Source organism: Umezawaea sp. (genome assembly GCF_057122925.1).
Map to the genome: position 1 here is coordinate 185,638 of NZ_DBNGPQ010000039.1, position 15,990 is coordinate 201,627.

Genomic DNA, 15,990 nt, shown 5'->3' on the forward strand with positions numbered 1-15,990 from the left:
TCCACCGGCGCGCGGTGGAACGGCCCCTGGCGCACGACCCGCCGCGGCCCGCTACCGCGGCCCCAGCCGGACGGGGAGCGACGTGACGAGGGTGCCGATGTCGCGCTCGGCGAAGACGATCTCGTCCGGTCGCACGGTGAGCCGCAGTCCCGGCGCCCGGTCCAGCAGGGCGTCGAGGGCGACCGCCAGCAGGGCTCGGGCGAGACCGACGCCGGGGCAGTAGTGCCGTCCACCCCCGAACCCGATGTTCTTGCGGGCGGGCCGGTCCACCAGGAACAGGTCGGGATCGTCGTAGGCGGCCGGGTCGTGCAGTGCGGCGATCCACGCCAGCAGCACCGCCTGCCCCCTGGCGACCGTGCCCGAGGGCAGGCGGACCTCGGCGGTCGCCACCCGGAGGGCGGCCACGTTGCCCATGTGCACGTGGCGCAGCAGTTCGTCCACGGCCGCGGGCACGGCCTCCCTGTTCCCGACCAGCGCCGTCCAGTGCGCCGCGTCGTCGCTGAGCAGGGCGAGCACGGACCGGCCCAGCACACCGCTCGGCGCCTCGACCCCGGCGGACACCAGGAGCCGCACGATGCTGACCAGTTCGTCCCGGTCGAGCCGGGCGTCGGTGTCCGGCGGCGTCACGAGGTCGAGCAGCAGCGGAGCGTCGGGGCGCGGTGCGGCGACGACCTCGCGCAGGTACGCGGTGAACTCCGCCACCAGGTCGGCCCGCTGCTCGGGCGGCACCGGGGTGGCCAGGGTGTAGGCGCCCGACCAGCGCCGGACGCGATCCGCGTCGGCCTCGGGGATGCCCAGCAGCGAGCACATCGTGAGCAGCGGGAGCGTGGCGCAGTACTCCTCGACCAGGTCCGCGGTCGGCCCCATCGCGTCGAGCAGCGTGCGGGCCACCCGCTCGGCCACCGGGACGTACCTCGCGACGCGGGTGTTGTTCAGCGCCTGCGTCGCGATCCGGTGCACGCGGTCGTGCGCCTCGTCCGCCTGGTTGATCAGCAGCTCGGGGTCGTAGAGGAAGTTCGGCTCGGCGCTGTTCCTCGGCGCGTCGGGCAGGACGTGGTTGCGCGACAGCCTCGGCTCGGCCGCCGCAGCGGCGACGTCCTCGTGCCGGACCAGCAGGATCGCCTCGTCCCCGCTGGGCAGGGTGACCGTGCCGAACGGGCAGGTCTCCCGGCGCTCGGCGAACTCCGGGGCCGGGGCCAGCCGGTTGCCCGAGGGGAACGGGAAAGCGGGGGCGTTCACCGGGAACTCCTCTCTCGCACGGCGGCCAGGTGCGGCAGCGCGTGCAGGGTGGTGGTCGTGTCGACACCGAAGTCGATCAGGCAGGCGACCTCGTCGACACCGATCCCGGTGAGCCGGTCGAGGAAGGCCGCGCAGGTCGCGGGCCCGCCGAAGAGGCCAGCCCTGGTGAGGTAGCGCTCGAACGCCCGGTCGACCAGGAAGTCGACGTCGTCCTCGGAGAGGTCCCCGCCCACCACCCTGGCCGACAGGTCGAGCGAGCGCCGCAGGTACCGCCGCATCGGCTCGCGCACGACGTCGCGCACGGTGGCGTCGTCCGGGCCTGCGAACGCGTGCAGCATGAGGGTCACCCTGCCCCCGGCGCCGCGAACCGTCCGGTAGCGCTGGATCTTGGCCGCGAGGTCGTCCACCTCCTGGTTGAGCAGGTGCGTCAGCACGTTGGCCCCGAGCCCGCCCGCCAGCTCGAACGTGGCCGGGTCGCCCGCGCTGGTGATCCAGACGGGCGGGTCCGGTCGCACCGGGCGGGGGTAGGCGGCCAGGTCGACCTCGGCTCCGCGCCCGTCGACCCGGCGCACCGTCCCGCCCCGCCACAGCGTGCGCACCTCGTCGAGCAGCCGGACGAAGTCCCGCCGCCGGTGCTCGAACGCCCGCGGCGCCAGGGCGAAGTCGACCGCGTGCCAGCCCGAGGCGAACGCCAGCCCAACCCTGCCGCCGGAGAGCTGGTCCACCACGGCCCATTCCTCGGCCACGCGCAGCGGGTCGTGCAGGGGCAGCACGACGCTCCCCGCGCGAATCCCGATCCGCGTGGTCACCGCGGCGATGGCGGCACTCGTGACGGACGGGTTGGGGTACGGGCCGCCGAACGGGTGGAAGTGCCGCTCCGGTGTCCACACCGCGTCGAACCCGTTGTCGTCGGCGAACTTCGCGCCGTCGAGCAGCAGCCGGTAGGCGTCCGCCGTGGACCGTTCGCCCGCGTCGGCGGTGAAGTAGAACAGGCTCAGGTCCACGGGGGCTCCGCGGGGCTCAGGCCGATCGCGTCGCGCAGCACCTCGGTGAACTCCTCCACGGGTGCGCGGGTCCCGCGGGGGTGCAGCATCGTCACCACCGTCGTGGGACCGTCGACGACGGTCAGGTGCAGGAGGTTGCGGGCCACCCCGGCCGACGTCGTCCAGTCCACGCGCGAGTCCGCGAACGACGGGGGTTCGACCCGGCGCCGGTAGCTCATCGAGATCGCCGTGGGAGACAGCGAGGGCCGCGCACCCGCCGCGCTCAACGGCGTGCCGCGGAACGGGTAGAGCGCGCGCAGGTCCCGGCGCACCGCGCGGACCTGGTCGGTCACGGGCACGTCGTGCGGCACCGTGCACGGCAACGGGAGTTCGTTCACGAACAGTCCTACGTGGTCGGATTCGCCCGGTGTCCTGGTGGACAGGGCGATGGTGAGGTCACCGAGACCGCCCGCGACGAACCGGAACACCGAGAGCAGGAGTTCGAACCGCGTCACCCCCAGGTCCTCCGCCACCGCGTCCAGCCTCGCCGAGGCCTCGCGGGTCAGCACACCCGCCCACCCCTGCCCCGGCGCGGCGGAGAACCGCGCGGCGCGGTGCGGACGCGACCGCCAGAACTCCCGTGCGGCCGCGAGCGGCGGCCGTCGGGGCTCCGGGGCAGGCAGCGGGGCGGGCGGCGCCTTCCGGTAGAACGCGGCCAGGTCCCGCACGAGCACGTCCTTGGAGTGCCCGTCGAACACCGAGTGGTGGGCGGTGAACACGAGCAGCCGTTCAGCGGAGGCGACCGTGAACCGGCACAGCGGTCCGGTGTGGACGGTGAACCCCGCGGCCATCTCCTCCGCCACCGAGACGCGCTCGACGTGCCGCACCTCGGGCTGCTCCCGCGCGGGCACGAGCCACGGCAGTCCGTCGCGGTCCTCGATGGCGCCGCGCAGCACCGGGTGGCGGTCGAGCACCGCTCGACAGGCCGACAGGAGCGCGTCGACGTCGAGGGTGGGCCCGAACGAGACCGTGAGGCCCAGGGTGTAGGCGAGGCCCGCGACACCCGCCTGCTCCACGAACCAGACGCCCGCCTCCGCGGTGGTGGCGGGTCGCCCGATCACCTCCACCGCGCGTCCAGCGGGGAGAGGCGGTCGAGGATCAACCGGGCCTGCGCGGCCAGCACCGGCGTGGCGAAGAGGGCCGCGGCGGAGAGGTCGACGTCGAACTCCGCCGAGCAGAGCCTGGCCAGCCGCAGGGTGAGCAGCGAATCTCCACCCAGGGCGAGGAAGTCGTCGTCGGCGCGCACCTCGCGCAGGCCGAGGAGCGTGCTCCACACCAGTCCCAGGGCGCGTTCCACCGGCGATTCCAGCGGCAGCACCGCCTCCACGGCGAACAGGCCCACCAGGTCGCGCTTGACCACCTTGCCCGCGGTGTTGCGCGGCAGCAGGTCCACCCGCAGCAGCCGCGAAGGCACCTCCGCCGGGGACAGCCGCTCGGCCAGGAACACCCGCAGCCCCTCGACCACGTCCGCCGACGCGGTCACGACCGCGGCGGCGAGCACCGTGCCGGACCTCGGGTGGGGCAGTCCGAGCACCGCGGCGTCCAGCACACCGGGGTGCTCGTGCAGCGCCGCCTCGACCGCGAGCGTGGACACCCGGTGCCCGCCGACCTTCACCACGTCGGACTCGCGGTCGATCAGGTGCAGGTACCCGTCGTCGTCGATCCGCCCCAGGTCCCCGGTGCGGATCCAGCCGTCGACCGGGACGGGGGAACCGTCGTCGTGCAGCGGGGTTCGCGGCGCCACCGGGGCGCGCAACCACACCTCCTCCCCGACCACCCGCACGTCACCCGTGCCCAGCGCGGTCGGCCTGGTCGGGTCGAACGCCATCGCGACGTGGCCGGGAGCCGCCTCGGTGGAGCTGTAGTAGTTCACCAGCGCGGCGTCGGGCAGCGCACGAGCCAGTTCCAGCGCGACCGAGGGCGGCAACGCGGCCCCGGTGGACCCCACCAGCGCCAACGACGTGAGGTCGTACCGCGACCACGCCGCGGAGTTGACCAGCTCGACGGCGGTCGCGGGCACCAGGAACAGCGAGTCCGCGCGGTACCGCTCGACGGCGGCGCACAGCTCCTCCACGTCCGGGTGCCGCGCCACCAGCGCCGTCGCTTCGGCGGTCAGGGCGTTGAGCAGCATCGTCTGGCCCGCGTTCGTGCCGATCGGGAAGGCGTGGGCGAAGTACCGCGGGCGCCCCCGCAGCCGCCGCGGCGCGTAGCCGTGGGTGAGGTTGGCGTGGGTGGCCACCACGCCCTTGGGGCTCCCGTCGGTGCCGGAGGTGAACAGGACCTGGGCGGGCGCCTCGGGCGAGACGACGTCCAACCCCGCGACGGGCCCGTCGGTCGCCTCCGTCGTCGTGCCGCCCGCGAACGCCACCGCCGTCCTGCCGTGGACCAGCGTCCGCGCCTCGCAGCGGGCCAGCAGGTCGTTCCTCAGGGTGTCCGGGAGGCGCGTGGAGAGGGGGACCGCCGTCGCGCCCGCGATCAGCACGGCGCAGAACGCCACCGCGTGGTCGGTCCACTCGTCCTCGCCGAACAGCAGGCCCACCCGGTCCCCCGTGCCGACTCCCGAGGCCCGCAGCCTGCGGGCGAACCCGGTCGCCCTGGCGTGCCACGCGCCGAACGTCAGCGACGTGCCGTCGGTCTGCCGGATCGCCGGGCGTTCCGGCTCGCGGGCGCGCTCCTCCAGCACCTCGGGGACGGTCGCGCCGCTCACGTGGCCCGCGCCCGGTCGATCGCGTCGGCGATGGCGGCGACGGTGCCCCGTCCCAGCACGAGCTTCAGGTCCACCACCCCGCCGAACGCCGCGCGCGAGCGCGCCACGAGCTGGGTGGCGATCAGCGAGTGCCCGCCCAGGTCGAGGATGTGCTCGTGCACGCCGACGCCGTCCACGCCGAGTAGCCCTTCCAGGATCCGGGACACGGCCTGCTCGGTCGTGGTGCGGGCGACGTCGTCGGTCGCGGGAACGGGCAGGCGCGAGCGGTCGACCTTGCCGTTGGCCGTCAGGGGCAGCCGCGGCACGACGTGCACCTCGTCCGGCACCAGGTGGCGCGGGACCTCGCCGACCAGCGCGACCCGGATCGCGGTTCCGGTCACCGGCGGGCCGTCGTCGAGCACGACGTGCGCGACCAGCCGGGTCGTGCCCTCGTCCGTGGCGCGCCCGGACACCACCGCCTCGCGGACCGGGGGCAGCGCGGTCAGCGCGTGCTCCACGGCACCCGGTTCGACCCGGACACCCCGCACCTTGAGCTGGTCGTCACCGCGGCCGAGGAAGGTCAGCACGCCGTCGGGCGAGCGCCTGCCCAGATCCCCGGTCAGGTACAGCCTCCCCGCGCCGAACGGGTTGTCGACGAACCGCCGACCGGTCAGGTCCGGGTCACCGAGGTAGCCGCGGCCCACGTGCGGCCCTCCCAGCACGATCTCCCCCACCTCGCCGTCGACCACGGGTCGCAGGTGCTCGTCGACCACCAGCGCCGTGGTCCCGGCCACGGCACGACCGATGGGCACCTCGGGCGCGGCCGGGTCGGCGGCGGTCACGGTGTGCAGGGTCGCGCACACCGCGGTCTCGGTGGGCCCGTAGCCGTTGACGAAGGTCACCCGGTCCCGCCACCTCGCCGCCGTGGACGGCGAGCACACCTCCCCCACGCTGACGAGGGCCCGCAGGTCCGGGTAGTCCTGCTCGGGCAGCGTCCGGACCACCGCGGCGGGCAGCACGGCGTGGCTCACCCCGCGGTCGAGCAGCGTGGTCGCGAGGTCGTCCCCCGCCACGACCTCCCGCGGCGGCACGTCGAGCCGGGCGCCGTGCCCGAGCGCCATGACCAGGTCGAACACCGCGCCGTCGAACGCCGGGGAGGCGAACTGGAGCACGCGGGCGCCGGGCCCGAGGTCCGGGAAGTGCGCGCGCTGGACGTCGACCAGGTTCCGCACGCCCGCGTGCTCGACCAGGACGAGCTTCGGCTCGGCGGTCGTGCCCGAGGTCGGCATCACGTAGGCGAGGTCCTCCGGCGCGGATCGGGGCAGGTCCCCGGTGCCCGGCGTCGTGCCGAGGCGGGCGAGGTCCAGGTGGGGCGGTCCGGGCAGCCGCCTGACCGCGGTCCCCCCGAGCACCGCCGTGACGCCCGCCCGTTCGACGAGCGCCAACGACCAGGTCTCCGGGTACGAGGTGGAGAGCGGCAGGAACGCCGCTCCCGCCTTCCACACCGCCAGCACGGCTTCGACGTACTCCAGCCCCCGGTCGACCACGAGCGCGACGACGTGACCGGGCAGCACGCCTTCCGCCCGCAGCGCCGCCGCGAGGCCGTCGGTCCTGCGGTCCAACTCGCGGTAGGTCACCGTCGAGGCGGCGTCGGCCACCGCGACGTCATCCGGCGCGCGCCGAGCCAGGCCCGCCACGACGTCGCAGAGCGAACCGCGGGCGGGAAGTGCGTCCAGATCCACCGGTGCTCCTCTCCCCTCGGTTCGATCACCACACCCGGCAGGGACCTTCACCCACGGCCGTGCGAGCGAGCAAGTCCCCGTCTCAGCGGGTCGGCCACCGCCCACCCCGGATCCGCCATCGCGGCCCACCCCAGCCCCGGTGGGGGCGGTGGCGACCGGAGCACGTTCCGGTGCTGCCAGGGCGCGGGTGTCGAGACCAACACCGAGATCGCCGACTCCTCACCGGCACGACGCCTGGTCACCGGTTCGGGAGTTCCCCGGCGGGTCTACCGGCCTGGTCGCGCGAGACGGACGCGGATCGGACCCCGCCACGCCCCGTCCACGTCGAGCACCTCACCGCGCTGCGTGACCTCGACGGCGCCGCGGCGCGCGAGGTCCCTCGCGATCTCCCTGGTCCGCTCCATCAGGCCCCTCCAGTCCGCGCCACCGACCGCGCGCGCCGCGTCGGACGGGCACGTGGTGCGCGGAGCCCGGTGCTCGGCCAGGGCCAGCAAGGCGGCTTCGAGCCGCTCCCCGACGGGCGCGTCGGACAGCGCGACCTCCGCCGACGTCGATCCGATCGAGGTCAACTCGGCGCGCAACCGCCCGTCCGTCATCGTCCGAGCGTAGGTCCGTTCCGGACACCCCACAGCCGAACGCGGGAGCCGTCGGGAGCGGCACCGCGTGCACGGCTCGACGGGTCCCGGCCCCGACCCGGACCTGATCAAGGACCGTTCAACGGCGGCCGGGGACGCGGGCGGCGACCGCGGCGACGGTCGCCAGGTCCGCGCTGGAGAATCCGGTGCGGCTCAGCACCGCCAGGGACTTGTTCGTCGCCAGCGCGGACAACGCCAGTTCTGCCGCCTCCTGCTCCTCGGCCCCCGCCGCCCGCAACGCCCGCTCCAGCACCGCCCGCACGCGGTCGATCATGGCGCGGACCATCGCCTGGCCCTCCGCGTCGATGGCCGGGAACTGCGCTGCCGACATCGTGAGCAGGCAGCCGTCCGGGACCGCCGGGTCGGCGATGCGGTTCAGGGTGACCTCCAGGTAGGCGGCCACCACGGCGCTCGGGCTCGGGTGGGGGCCGGACAAGGCCTGCTCGTACAGCGGGTGGTAGGTCTGCGCGTACCGTTCGAGGCTCTTCCGGAAGAGGGCGCTCTTGTCGCCGAAGGTGCCGTAGAGCGAGCCCCGACCCAGGCCCGTGCCCTCGGTCAGGCGGTCGATCGAGGCCTCCGAATAGCCCCAGCGCCAGAAGACGTGCATCGCACGTCGCAGCGCCTCGTCCACGTCGAACTGCTTGCGACCCGCCATGGTTCGTCAGCCTACACATCTTGTACTGATCGTTCCAAGATGGGTAGGGTCGCCGCCATGACAACCTTGGGATCGCTGCCGCTGCCCGACGGGTTCACCGACGTCTTCACCAGCAGGCTCGTGGAACTGGACGGGCTGCGGCTGCACGCGGTCACCGGCGGGGACGGCCCGCCGCTGCTGCTGGTCGGCGGCTGGCCGCAGACCTGGTACGCCTGGCGGGAGGTGATGCCCGCGCTCGCCCGCGAGCACACCGTCGTCGCCGTCGACCCGCGCGGAGCCGGACTCTCGGACAAGCCCGACGACGGTTACGACGTGGGCACGCTGGCCGCCGACCTGGTCGCGCTGATGACCGCGCTCGGGCACGACCGGTTCGACGTGGTCGGCCACGACATCGGCATGTGGACCGGGTACGCCCTGGCCTCCGACCACCCCGAGCGGGTGGGCAGGCTCGCCGTCGTGGACGCGATCATCCCCGGCCTCACCCCGGCCCCGTCGGTCTTCAGTTCCGCCGCGGTCAACCAGCGGCTCTGGCACTTCGGCTTCAACCGGCTCACCGGCCTCAACGAGGAACTGGTCCGGGGGCGGGAGCGCCTCTACTTCGGCCACCAGTTCGCCACCAAGGGCGCCACGCCGACCGCGATCCCCGCGCACGCCGTCGACGTCTACGTCGACGCGATCGTCGCGGATCCCCGCGGACTGCGGGCGAGCTTCGCGTACTACCGGGCGCTGGACGAGACGATCGCGCAGAACGAGCAGCGCCGGAAGACCCGGCTGACCCTGCCGGTGCTCGCCGTCGGCGGCGCGCGGTACGGCGGCGCGCTCGTCGCCGAGACGATGCGGCTGGCCGCCGACGACGTCACCGAGGTGGTCGTCGAGGACTGCGGCCACTACGTGGCCGAGGAACAGCCCGCGCGGTTCACCGAATTCCTGGAGGACTTCCTCACCGATCCTCGGAACGGTTCTCCGATTCGACGGTGAGACCGACGTCGGCCGCGCCCCGGCGGTGCCCGCGACCACGTGTGGTGGTCCTGCGGTATTACGGCGGTGATACCGGAGGACCACCACCAGGGGCCACCGCGGGTGGATGGTAGGGCCATTCCGTCCCGATAGCGTCGAAACCATGGCCGACACCACCTCCACCTCCGCCACGGCGGATGGCGTCCGACCCGGCGGATTCCGCATCGCCTCCGCGTGGCTCGTGGCGGTCGCAGCGGTGTTCACCTCCGTCCTGCTCTACTTCGCCGTCCTGCTCGTGACCGCGCAGACGACCGAGAACGCGGTGCTGTCCTACGCCGTCGCCACGCTCGTCGCGCTCGCGTGCGCAACCGGCTTGGCGCGGTGGTCGGTTCGACTCCGAGAGGGCCGCGGACGGCTGACCGAGGGCGTCTGCCTCACGATGTCGCTCGTGCTGGCGGCCGGGCTGTCCTGGACCTGGTTCGGAGCGCCCGCAACCTACACACCGCTGCCCGACTCGTCCGCCGTTCAGCACTGGGACCTGCCGACCGGCTCCCGGATCGGCTACGTCCGCACCGCAGGGAAGGTCACGCACGCCGAACCGGTGCTGCTCGTCCACGGCGGCCCAGGAGCCCCGACCCACCCGAACGACGAGTTCGCCGGGCGCCTCGCGGCCGCCGGATTCGCCGTGTACACCTACCAGCAGGTCGGTGCGGGCCAGTCGAGCCGGCTCGATCCGAAGGACTACACGATCGACCGGCACGTCGCCGACCTCGACGCCATCCGACAGGAGTTGGCGGCTCCGAGGATGGTGCTGATCGGTTCGTCCTGGGGCGGGCAGCTCACCGCTCACTACATGGCCGCGCACCCGGACAAGGTCGCACAAGCTGTCGTGGCGAGCCCTGGAGCCATGTCCAGCGACTCCTTCGAGGACGGCAGCCTCACGCCGAACGCAGCCAACGACCAGACCGAGCAGTTCGCGAAGCACACCCGCTTCGCGGCCACGTACTTCCTGGCCCAGGTGGGCGGATTGCGCGCGGCCCGGACACTGATGTCCGCCGACACGGCGGACGGGCTCTACCAGCAATTCGTGCGAAGTCTCACCATGGGTTCCGGCTGCCCCGGTGCCGCCGGGGCCGAACGGCCCGTCGACGCCACCGCCGGGTACAGCCTCTGGGTCAACGTCGCCACCCTCGCCTCGGCGTCGAAGGCCGCCGACCCTCGCCCGGCGCTGCGCCAGAACCACACCCCCGTCCTGGTTCTGCGGGCGCGGTGCGACTACCTCCGCTGGGAGGTGACCCGCGAGTACCGCGACACGTTCCCCCGAGCGACGATGCTGACCATCGACGGCGCGGGCCATTCCGTCCTCGCCGACGAGCCTGCCGACACCGGCAGCGCCGTCACCGCCTTCCTCACCGGAGGGGCCCTGCCCGCCGAGCCGTACACCGCGACGGAAGCACCCTGGTGACGCCGAGCCGCCGGGCTGTCCGTGAACCCGGTCAACGCCCGGCCCGCTCCCCGCATCGCGACGCCACCGCGGGCGAGCCGTCCGCCAACGACCGCAGGACATCGCGCGTCCGAACGATCACGTCCCGGCGCTCCCGCGTCCGCTCGGTCGGCTCCCCCGGTCTGCGGCCCACCCACACGTGCGCCACGCCGCCGGCGAGCCGTCCGCCGTCCGCCGTGGCAGGTCCTCGCGCTCGACATCGGCTCGCACGCTGTTCTGCCGGTCTCCGGTGTGGCCGTCGAGCGGTTGGACGTTGATGCAGGTGCCGTTCTCGCCGGTGGCGCCACCGGCGCCGCACTGCTCGTCCGGACGACGCTCGACCACGCGACACCCTCACCGCCGGTGGGGCTCGGGGAACCGGCGGCGCGCCCGGTCGAGGACCCGGCTGATCGGCGCCTCGTCACGGCGGTCCCGACGCCAGGTCAGGTAGGTCACGATCGAGGGCTGGGGGTCCAGCAGGGGGAGCAGCAGGATCCGTTCGCCGTGGGGTGACGCGAAGTGGCTGTGGTCCTGCCAGCCCGCGGGCACGAAGGAGCAGTGCACCCCGTCGGACAGCAGCATCAGCAGACCGTCCTCGACGGCGGCGTTGATCCGGTCCACCAGCGGGACCATCTCCAGGTAGGGGTGGAGGACCTCGGGGAACGTCCAGGGGTCGATGTTGGTGGCCAGGCGCAGTCCGACGATGTCGGCCGGGCCGATCCGGTCGAGGCGGTGGAACCGCGGCGTGTCCGGAACCGCGATCACGAAGCGCTCCTCCAGCAGGGGGAGCTGGTCGAGTTCCCCGTCGTCGCGGAGTTCGCTCCACAGCAGGCCCAGCTCCAGGTCGCGGGAGCGCAGCAGGTCGAGCTGCTGGTGCGAGTCCAGCGGTCGCAGCGACAGCGACGACCTCCCGACGGCGGGCCGGACGATCCCCTCCACCAACGATGCGCGGAACTCCGCGGGCAGCGAGCGCACGCCCACGCGGACGGGGGGTGATGGCGGGGTGCGGAACATCGTCTCGACGAGGTCGAACTCGGCGACGATGGACCGCGCGCGCGGCAGCAGCGCCTCACCCGCCGCGGTCAGGGTCGCCGGGCGCGTGGTGCGGTCGAAGAGGCCGACACCCAGCTCGGACTCCAGTTCCCGAACGCGTTCGCTGATCCGGGACGGCGCGAGGCGCAGGTCGTGGGCCGCCGCGGTCACGCTGCCCGTCCGCGCCAGGGCGAGGAAGACCTGCATGTGGGCCAGTTGGGGCTTCACGCCGGGCTCCCCGACCGATCGGGGTGGTGCGCTGTCGACACAACTTTCGACAATACCGAAACTGTTGGCCCTGTACCGGCTCTACGGTCGATCTACCGGAAACGAGTCCGAACGAGCCGAGAGGGAACCACGGATGCTGACGAGACGTCCGCGCCGCATTCGCGCGGCGTGGGAAGCGGGAGCGGTCGCCTACGGGGTCGCGGTGCAGCTGCCCAGCCCCGACGTGGTGGAGGTCGCCGGGCAGGCCGGGGTGGACTACGCCTGGATCGACGCCGAGCACGGCTCGTTGTCGCTGGCGGAGGTCCGCGACCTGGTCCGCGGCGCGGACGCCGTCGGGATCGACGCGATCGTGCGCGTGCCCGACCACCACCCGTCGTTCATCCAGCGCGTCCTGGACCTGGGCGCGGCCGGGATCATGGCCGCGCACGTGCGCACGGTGGAGGAGGCGACCGCGCTCGTGGCAGCGGCCCGCTACGCCCCGGCGGGACGGCGCGGCGCGTGCCCGGCGGTGCGCTCGGTCGGGCACGTCACGACCGACTGGGCCGGTGACCGGCGGCGGGCCGACGAGGACGTCCTGGTCTTCGGGCTGATCGAGGACCCCGGAGGGGTGGAGGACGTGGAGGCCATCGCGTCGCGATCGGGCGTTCACGGGCTCGCCTTCGGCCCCTTCGACCTGAGCGTGGCCAGGGGTCTCGACGGCGACCTCGCCCACGCCGACGTCCGCGAGGCGCACGACCGCGTGGTCCGGGCCTGTCACGACGCCGGGATCGAGTACGTGGTCGCGAACGCGGCCTGGGAGCCGCCGGACGTGGTGTCGCGGACGGTCACGCTCGCCGGTGACCGGGGCGTGCTGTTCGACGGGCTGCACCGGTTGCTGGAGGCGCGGCGATGAGCGGGCGGGGCACGGACCTGACCGAGGACGAGGTGCTCGACCTGTTCACCTCGCTGTCCAACTGGGGCCGCTGGGGCGACGACGACCGCCTGGGCACGCTGAACACCATCACCGACGAGGTCCGCGCCGCGGCCGCCGCGTCGATCCGCACCGGGCGCGCCGTCTCGCTGTCCCGCGACGTCGACCCGCGCGACCCGGACCCGTTGGCGTCGGGCAACTCCGCGGTGCAGCGGTTCACCGGCACCCACGAGGTCGAGGAGCACTTCGGGCGGCCGTTGAGGTTCGACGCGGTGACCGAGTTCGTCGGCATCGCCGCGCACGGCTCGAACACCCACGTCGACGGGTTGGCCCACTACTCGTGGGACGGCCTCAACTACAACGGCTTCCCCGCCTCCGAGACCACGTCGCTCGGCGGCGCGCGCCGGCTGTCGGTGCACCACGCCGTCCACGGCTTCCTCACCAGGGGCGTGCTGCTGGACGTCGCGGCGCTGCACGGCGTCGACTGGCTGGAGCGCGGCCACCCGGTGACGCCCGACGAGCTCACCGCGGCGGAGCAGCGCCAGGGCGTGGTGGTGCGCCCCGGTGACGCGCTGCTGGTGCGCACCGGCAACGTGGCCAGGATCCTGCGCGAGGGCCCCGACGCCGTCGGACCGGCCGCCCGGCAGGCCGGGCTGCACGCGAGCTGCCTGCCGTTCCTGCGCGAGCGCGACGTCGCCGTGCTGGGCAACGACGGCGTCCAGGACGTGCAGCCCTCCGGCTACGGCCCGGACCTGACCAGACCCGTGCACGCCGTCGGTCTCGTGGCGCTCGGCCTCTGGCTGATCGACAACGTCGAGCTCACCGAACTCGCCGCCGTGTGCCGGGAGGAGGGCCGGTGGGAGTTCTTCTTCGCCGCGCTGCCGTGGCGGGTGGTCGGCGTGACCTCCAGCGCGAGCAACCCCGTTGCGATCTTCTGACCACCCAGCGGAAAGGACCTCACCCCGTGCCCAGCACAGCGGTTCTGATCGTCGACATGCAGAACGGGTTCCTGCACCCGGACGGATCACTCGCCCGAGCCGGGATGGGGCTCCCGGACGCCGAACCCGCCACCGGCGCGGCCGAGGCGCTGATCGCCTCCGCACGGGCGTCCGGGCTGCCGGTGGTCTACACCCGGCACGTCATCAGCGAGGGCGGGCCGGAGATGTCCCCGGCGTGGCGCGAGGCGGCGGCACCGGTCTTCGCCGTCGAGCCGCGGATGCTCTGCCACGGCAGTTGGGACGCCCAGGTCCTGGACCGGTTGGCGCCCGCGGCGGGCGACGTGGTCGTGGACAAGGACCGCTACGACGCGTTCCTGCACACCGCCCTGGAGGAAACCCTGCGCGGACTGGGGGTCGAGCGCCTGGTGGTCGCCGGGGTGCTGACGAACGTGTGCGTCGAGTCGACGGTGCGGTCGGCGCTGGAGCGCCGCTTCGACGTCGCGGTGGCCTCCGACGCCACCGCCGCCCACGAGCGGTACCAGGAGCCCTCGCTGGCCGCGATGAGCGCGGTGTTCGCGACCGTGGCTCCCTGGGCCGAACTCGTGCCCAGCCCTGGCGAGGAGCGGGTCGCGACCCGCTGGACACGGGTGTGGCACCGGCGGCTTCCTCCCGCCGAGCACACCGTCATCGATACCGGAAGGACAGTGTGATCGAGGACGAGGTCGTGGTCATCACCGGAGCCGGCGGCGGGATCGGGCGGGCGACCGCGGCCAGCCTCGCCGCGCGAGGGGCGGAGGTCGTGCTCGGCGGGCGCACCGCCGCGGCGCTCGACGAGGTGGTCGAGGAGATCCGGTCCGCCGGGGGGCGGGCCGTGGCCGTCGCGACGGACGTGAGCGGACGTGCCTGCCCTCGTCTCGGCGGCGGAAGCCGAGTTCGGGCGGGTGGACGAGGTCGTGAACAACGCGGACGTCGGGCCGATCTCCGCCCTCGACGAGGTGAAGGTCGAGGAGTGGGACCGGGTGGTCGACGTGAACCGCAAGGGGGTCCTGCACGGCATCGGTGCCGCGCCGCCGGTGTTCCGGCGCCGAGGTGGGGGCCAGTTCGTGGCGGTGGGGTCGGTGGCGGGCATGGTTCCGACGCCCACGATGGCCGTCCACGGTGCCACCAGGACCGCGGTCCGCGTGCTGTGCGACGGCCTCCGCGTGGAGTCGGGTCCGGACGTCCGGGTGACGTTGGCCAGTCCTGGTTTCGTGGCCACCGACCTCGTGACCGGCACTTCCGATCCGGACGTCCGTGCCGCGCTGGAGGCCCAGCGCGACGCGGTGGCCATCACGCCCGACGCCATCGCCAGGGCGATCGTGTTCGGCGTCGACCAGCCCGCCGACGTCGACGAGATCGCCGTGCGCCCCACCGCACAGGCCTGACACCGTGGATTCGCCCAGGCGCTCAGGCCACCTTGATGACCACCTTGCCCGAGGTGTGACCGTTCTCGACGGTCGCGAGGGCGGCCGGGGCGTCGGAGAGCGGGTGGACCGCGGTGATCACGGGTGCGAGGACCCCGTCCAGCGCCAGGCGGGCGGCCCGTTCCAGGTTCTCGCGGTCGAGGCGACGTTCGACGAAACGCCCACCGAGATCGGGCACCGACACGTCCCCCGCGGAGATGACGGTGCGGGGGTCGCGGGCCAGCGGTGCGACCGTCCGCAGCGAGGTCCCCCCGGCCAGGTCGACGATCCCGTCGACGCCGTCCGGAACCAGCTCCCGCACCGCGGCGACGACGTCCTCGGCGGTGTAGTCGACGAACCGCACCCCGACGGCTTCGGCGTGCTCGCGCTTGGCGGTGCTCCCGGTGCCGATCACCCGCAGCCCACGGCTGGCGGCCAGCCGGGCGACGGCCGCACCGACCCCGCCGCCGACCCCGTTGACCAGGATCGTGGCACCGGCCGGGAGGCCGAGCTGGTCGAGCGCGTCCACCGCGGTCGTCCCGGCCACCGGCAGCGTCGCCGCCGCGGTCGCCGACAGACCCGCCGGGATGCGCGCGGTGTTCGGCGCCGACAGCACGGTCGTCTCGGCGTAGGTGCCGCCACCGGTCAGCGCGAACCCGAAGACCGCGTCGCCCACCTCAAGCCCGTCGACGTCCTCACCCAGCGCGAGAACGGTTCCCGCCGCCTCCATGCCCAGCACGAGGGGAAACGGACGCCCGCCGTCAAGACCGGGAACCAGCCCCGAGCGCAGGAGGTGGTCGAGGGGGTTCACCCCGGCGACGTCGACCCGGATCAGCACCTCACCGCGACCGGGAACGAGGTCGGGACGATCGAAGAACTCCACCACCCCGGGCCCGCCGTACCTGCTGAATCCCCATGCCTGTCCCATTTCCGCCGCCTCCTGGCTGACCGACCCGGTGGCTCCGGGCGCTGTCGCCATCCTCACCCCTGACATCGATGT

14 protein-coding genes and 1 pseudogene are annotated in these 15,990 nt (G+C 73.7%); 6 read left to right on the top strand and 9 right to left on the bottom strand.

The features are described from left to right. Nucleotides 1-51 precede the first annotated feature (51 nt). The 7 genes from AC156L_RS06455 to AC156L_RS06485 all read right to left on the bottom strand — a co-directional run bounded on the left by AC156L_RS06455 (nucleotide 52) and on the right by AC156L_RS06485 (nucleotide 8,000). The gene (locus AC156L_RS06455) at nucleotides 52-1,239 is read right to left on the bottom strand and encodes a cytochrome P450 (RefSeq protein ID WP_330876356.1); all 1,188 of its coding nucleotides are present in this window, start codon (nucleotides 1,237-1,239) and stop codon (nucleotides 52-54) included. After that, nucleotides 1,236-2,243, bottom strand: coding sequence for a MupA/Atu3671 family FMN-dependent luciferase-like monooxygenase (locus AC156L_RS06460; RefSeq protein ID WP_330876357.1), 1,008 nt, complete (start codon nucleotides 2,241-2,243; stop codon nucleotides 1,236-1,238). Before AC156L_RS06460 ends, AC156L_RS06455 begins: the two co-directional genes overlap by 4 nt. Next, a complete protein-coding gene (locus tag AC156L_RS06465) occupies nucleotides 2,234-3,343 on the bottom strand; it encodes a condensation domain-containing protein (RefSeq protein ID WP_330876358.1) in 1,110 nt (369 codons plus the stop codon). Before AC156L_RS06465 ends, AC156L_RS06460 begins: the two co-directional genes overlap by 10 nt. Then, nucleotides 3,340-4,989, bottom strand: a complete 1,650-nt coding sequence (locus AC156L_RS06470) for an AMP-binding protein (RefSeq protein WP_330876359.1) — start codon at nucleotides 4,987-4,989, stop codon at nucleotides 3,340-3,342. The genes AC156L_RS06465 and AC156L_RS06470 overlap by 4 nt, the downstream gene beginning before the upstream one ends. Then, nucleotides 4,986-6,710 carry a non-ribosomal peptide synthetase gene (locus AC156L_RS06475; RefSeq protein WP_330876360.1) on the bottom strand — a complete coding sequence of 575 codons (1,725 nt, stop codon included), beginning with the start codon at nucleotides 6,708-6,710 and terminating at the stop codon, nucleotides 4,986-4,988. The genes AC156L_RS06470 and AC156L_RS06475 overlap by 4 nt, the downstream gene beginning before the upstream one ends. 266 nt (nucleotides 6,711-6,976) lie before the next feature. Next, nucleotides 6,977-7,306 carry a DUF3253 domain-containing protein gene (locus AC156L_RS06480; protein ID WP_330876361.1) on the bottom strand — a complete coding sequence of 110 codons (330 nt, stop codon included), beginning with the start codon at nucleotides 7,304-7,306 and terminating at the stop codon, nucleotides 6,977-6,979. A 118-nt stretch (nucleotides 7,307-7,424) separates the two neighbouring features. Beyond that, on the bottom strand, nucleotides 7,425-8,000 hold the full coding sequence (locus tag AC156L_RS06485; protein WP_330876362.1) for a TetR/AcrR family transcriptional regulator: 576 nt from the start codon (nucleotides 7,998-8,000) through the stop codon (nucleotides 7,425-7,427). Nucleotides 8,001-8,057: 57 nt separating this feature from the next. Here AC156L_RS06485 and AC156L_RS06490 point away from each other — a divergent pair, with 57 nt between their 5' ends. Together AC156L_RS06490 and AC156L_RS06495 are read left to right on the top strand one after the other, a co-directional pair. After that, complete coding sequence (locus tag AC156L_RS06490; RefSeq protein WP_330876363.1) at nucleotides 8,058-8,978, top strand: alpha/beta fold hydrolase; 921 nt, start codon at nucleotides 8,058-8,060, stop codon at nucleotides 8,976-8,978. 142 nt (nucleotides 8,979-9,120) lie between these two features. Beyond that, entirely contained in the window at nucleotides 9,121-10,422 is a 1,302-nt protein-coding gene (locus AC156L_RS06495; protein WP_330876364.1) for an alpha/beta fold hydrolase, read from the top strand. 372 nt (nucleotides 10,423-10,794) lie between these two features. On the opposite strand, the gene AC156L_RS06500 is transcribed toward AC156L_RS06495, so the two are convergent. Then, nucleotides 10,795-11,700 (bottom strand): LysR family transcriptional regulator, encoded by a 906-nt coding sequence (locus AC156L_RS06500; protein ID WP_330876365.1) that lies wholly within the window; start codon nucleotides 11,698-11,700, stop codon nucleotides 10,795-10,797. A gap of 133 nt (nucleotides 11,701-11,833) precedes the next feature. Here AC156L_RS06500 and AC156L_RS06505 point away from each other — a divergent pair, with 133 nt between their 5' ends. The 4 genes and pseudogenes from AC156L_RS06505 to AC156L_RS06520 all read left to right on the top strand — a co-directional run bounded on the left by AC156L_RS06505 (nucleotide 11,834) and on the right by AC156L_RS06520 (nucleotide 14,972). Further along, nucleotides 11,834-12,592, top strand: coding sequence for an HpcH/HpaI aldolase family protein (locus tag AC156L_RS06505; protein WP_330876366.1), 759 nt, complete (start codon nucleotides 11,834-11,836; stop codon nucleotides 12,590-12,592). After that, the gene (locus AC156L_RS06510) at nucleotides 12,589-13,548 is read left to right on the top strand and encodes a cyclase family protein (RefSeq protein WP_330876367.1); all 960 of its coding nucleotides are present in this window, start codon (nucleotides 12,589-12,591) and stop codon (nucleotides 13,546-13,548) included. The genes AC156L_RS06505 and AC156L_RS06510 overlap by 4 nt, the downstream gene beginning before the upstream one ends. Nucleotides 13,549-13,574: 26 nt before the next feature. Further along, nucleotides 13,575-14,258 carry a cysteine hydrolase family protein gene (locus AC156L_RS06515; RefSeq protein WP_330876368.1) on the top strand — a complete coding sequence of 228 codons (684 nt, stop codon included), beginning with the start codon at nucleotides 13,575-13,577 and terminating at the stop codon, nucleotides 14,256-14,258. 14 nt (nucleotides 14,259-14,272) lie between these two features. Next, a pseudogene (locus tag AC156L_RS06520) lies at nucleotides 14,273-14,972 on the top strand (SDR family oxidoreductase). Nucleotides 14,973-14,994: 22 nt separating this feature from the next. Here AC156L_RS06520 and AC156L_RS06525 read toward each other — a convergent pair. Beyond that, the gene (locus AC156L_RS06525) at nucleotides 14,995-15,918 is read right to left on the bottom strand and encodes an NADP-dependent oxidoreductase (RefSeq protein WP_330876369.1); all 924 of its coding nucleotides are present in this window, start codon (nucleotides 15,916-15,918) and stop codon (nucleotides 14,995-14,997) included. Nucleotides 15,919-15,990 lie beyond the last annotated feature (72 nt).

Bases quoted from the DNA above. Each gene is read 5' to 3' on its own strand.
- AC156L_RS06480 (WP_330876361.1), bottom strand. From the start codon at position 7,306: ATGACGGACGGGCGGTTGCGCGCCGAGTTGACCTCGATCGGATCGACG.
- AC156L_RS06510 (WP_330876367.1), top strand. From the start codon at position 12,589: ATGAGCGGGCGGGGCACGGACCTGACCGAGGACGAGGTGCTCGACCTG.
- AC156L_RS06490 (WP_330876363.1), top strand. From the start codon at position 8,058: ATGACAACCTTGGGATCGCTGCCGCTGCCCGACGGGTTCACCGACGTC.
- AC156L_RS06505 (WP_330876366.1), top strand. From the start codon at position 11,834: ATGCTGACGAGACGTCCGCGCCGCATTCGCGCGGCGTGGGAAGCGGGA.
- AC156L_RS06525 (WP_330876369.1), bottom strand. From the start codon at position 15,918: ATGGGACAGGCATGGGGATTCAGCAGGTACGGCGGGCCCGGGGTGGTG.
- AC156L_RS06495 (WP_330876364.1), top strand. From the start codon at position 9,121: ATGGCCGACACCACCTCCACCTCCGCCACGGCGGATGGCGTCCGACCC.
- AC156L_RS06485 (WP_330876362.1), bottom strand. From the start codon at position 8,000: ATGGCGGGTCGCAAGCAGTTCGACGTGGACGAGGCGCTGCGACGTGCG.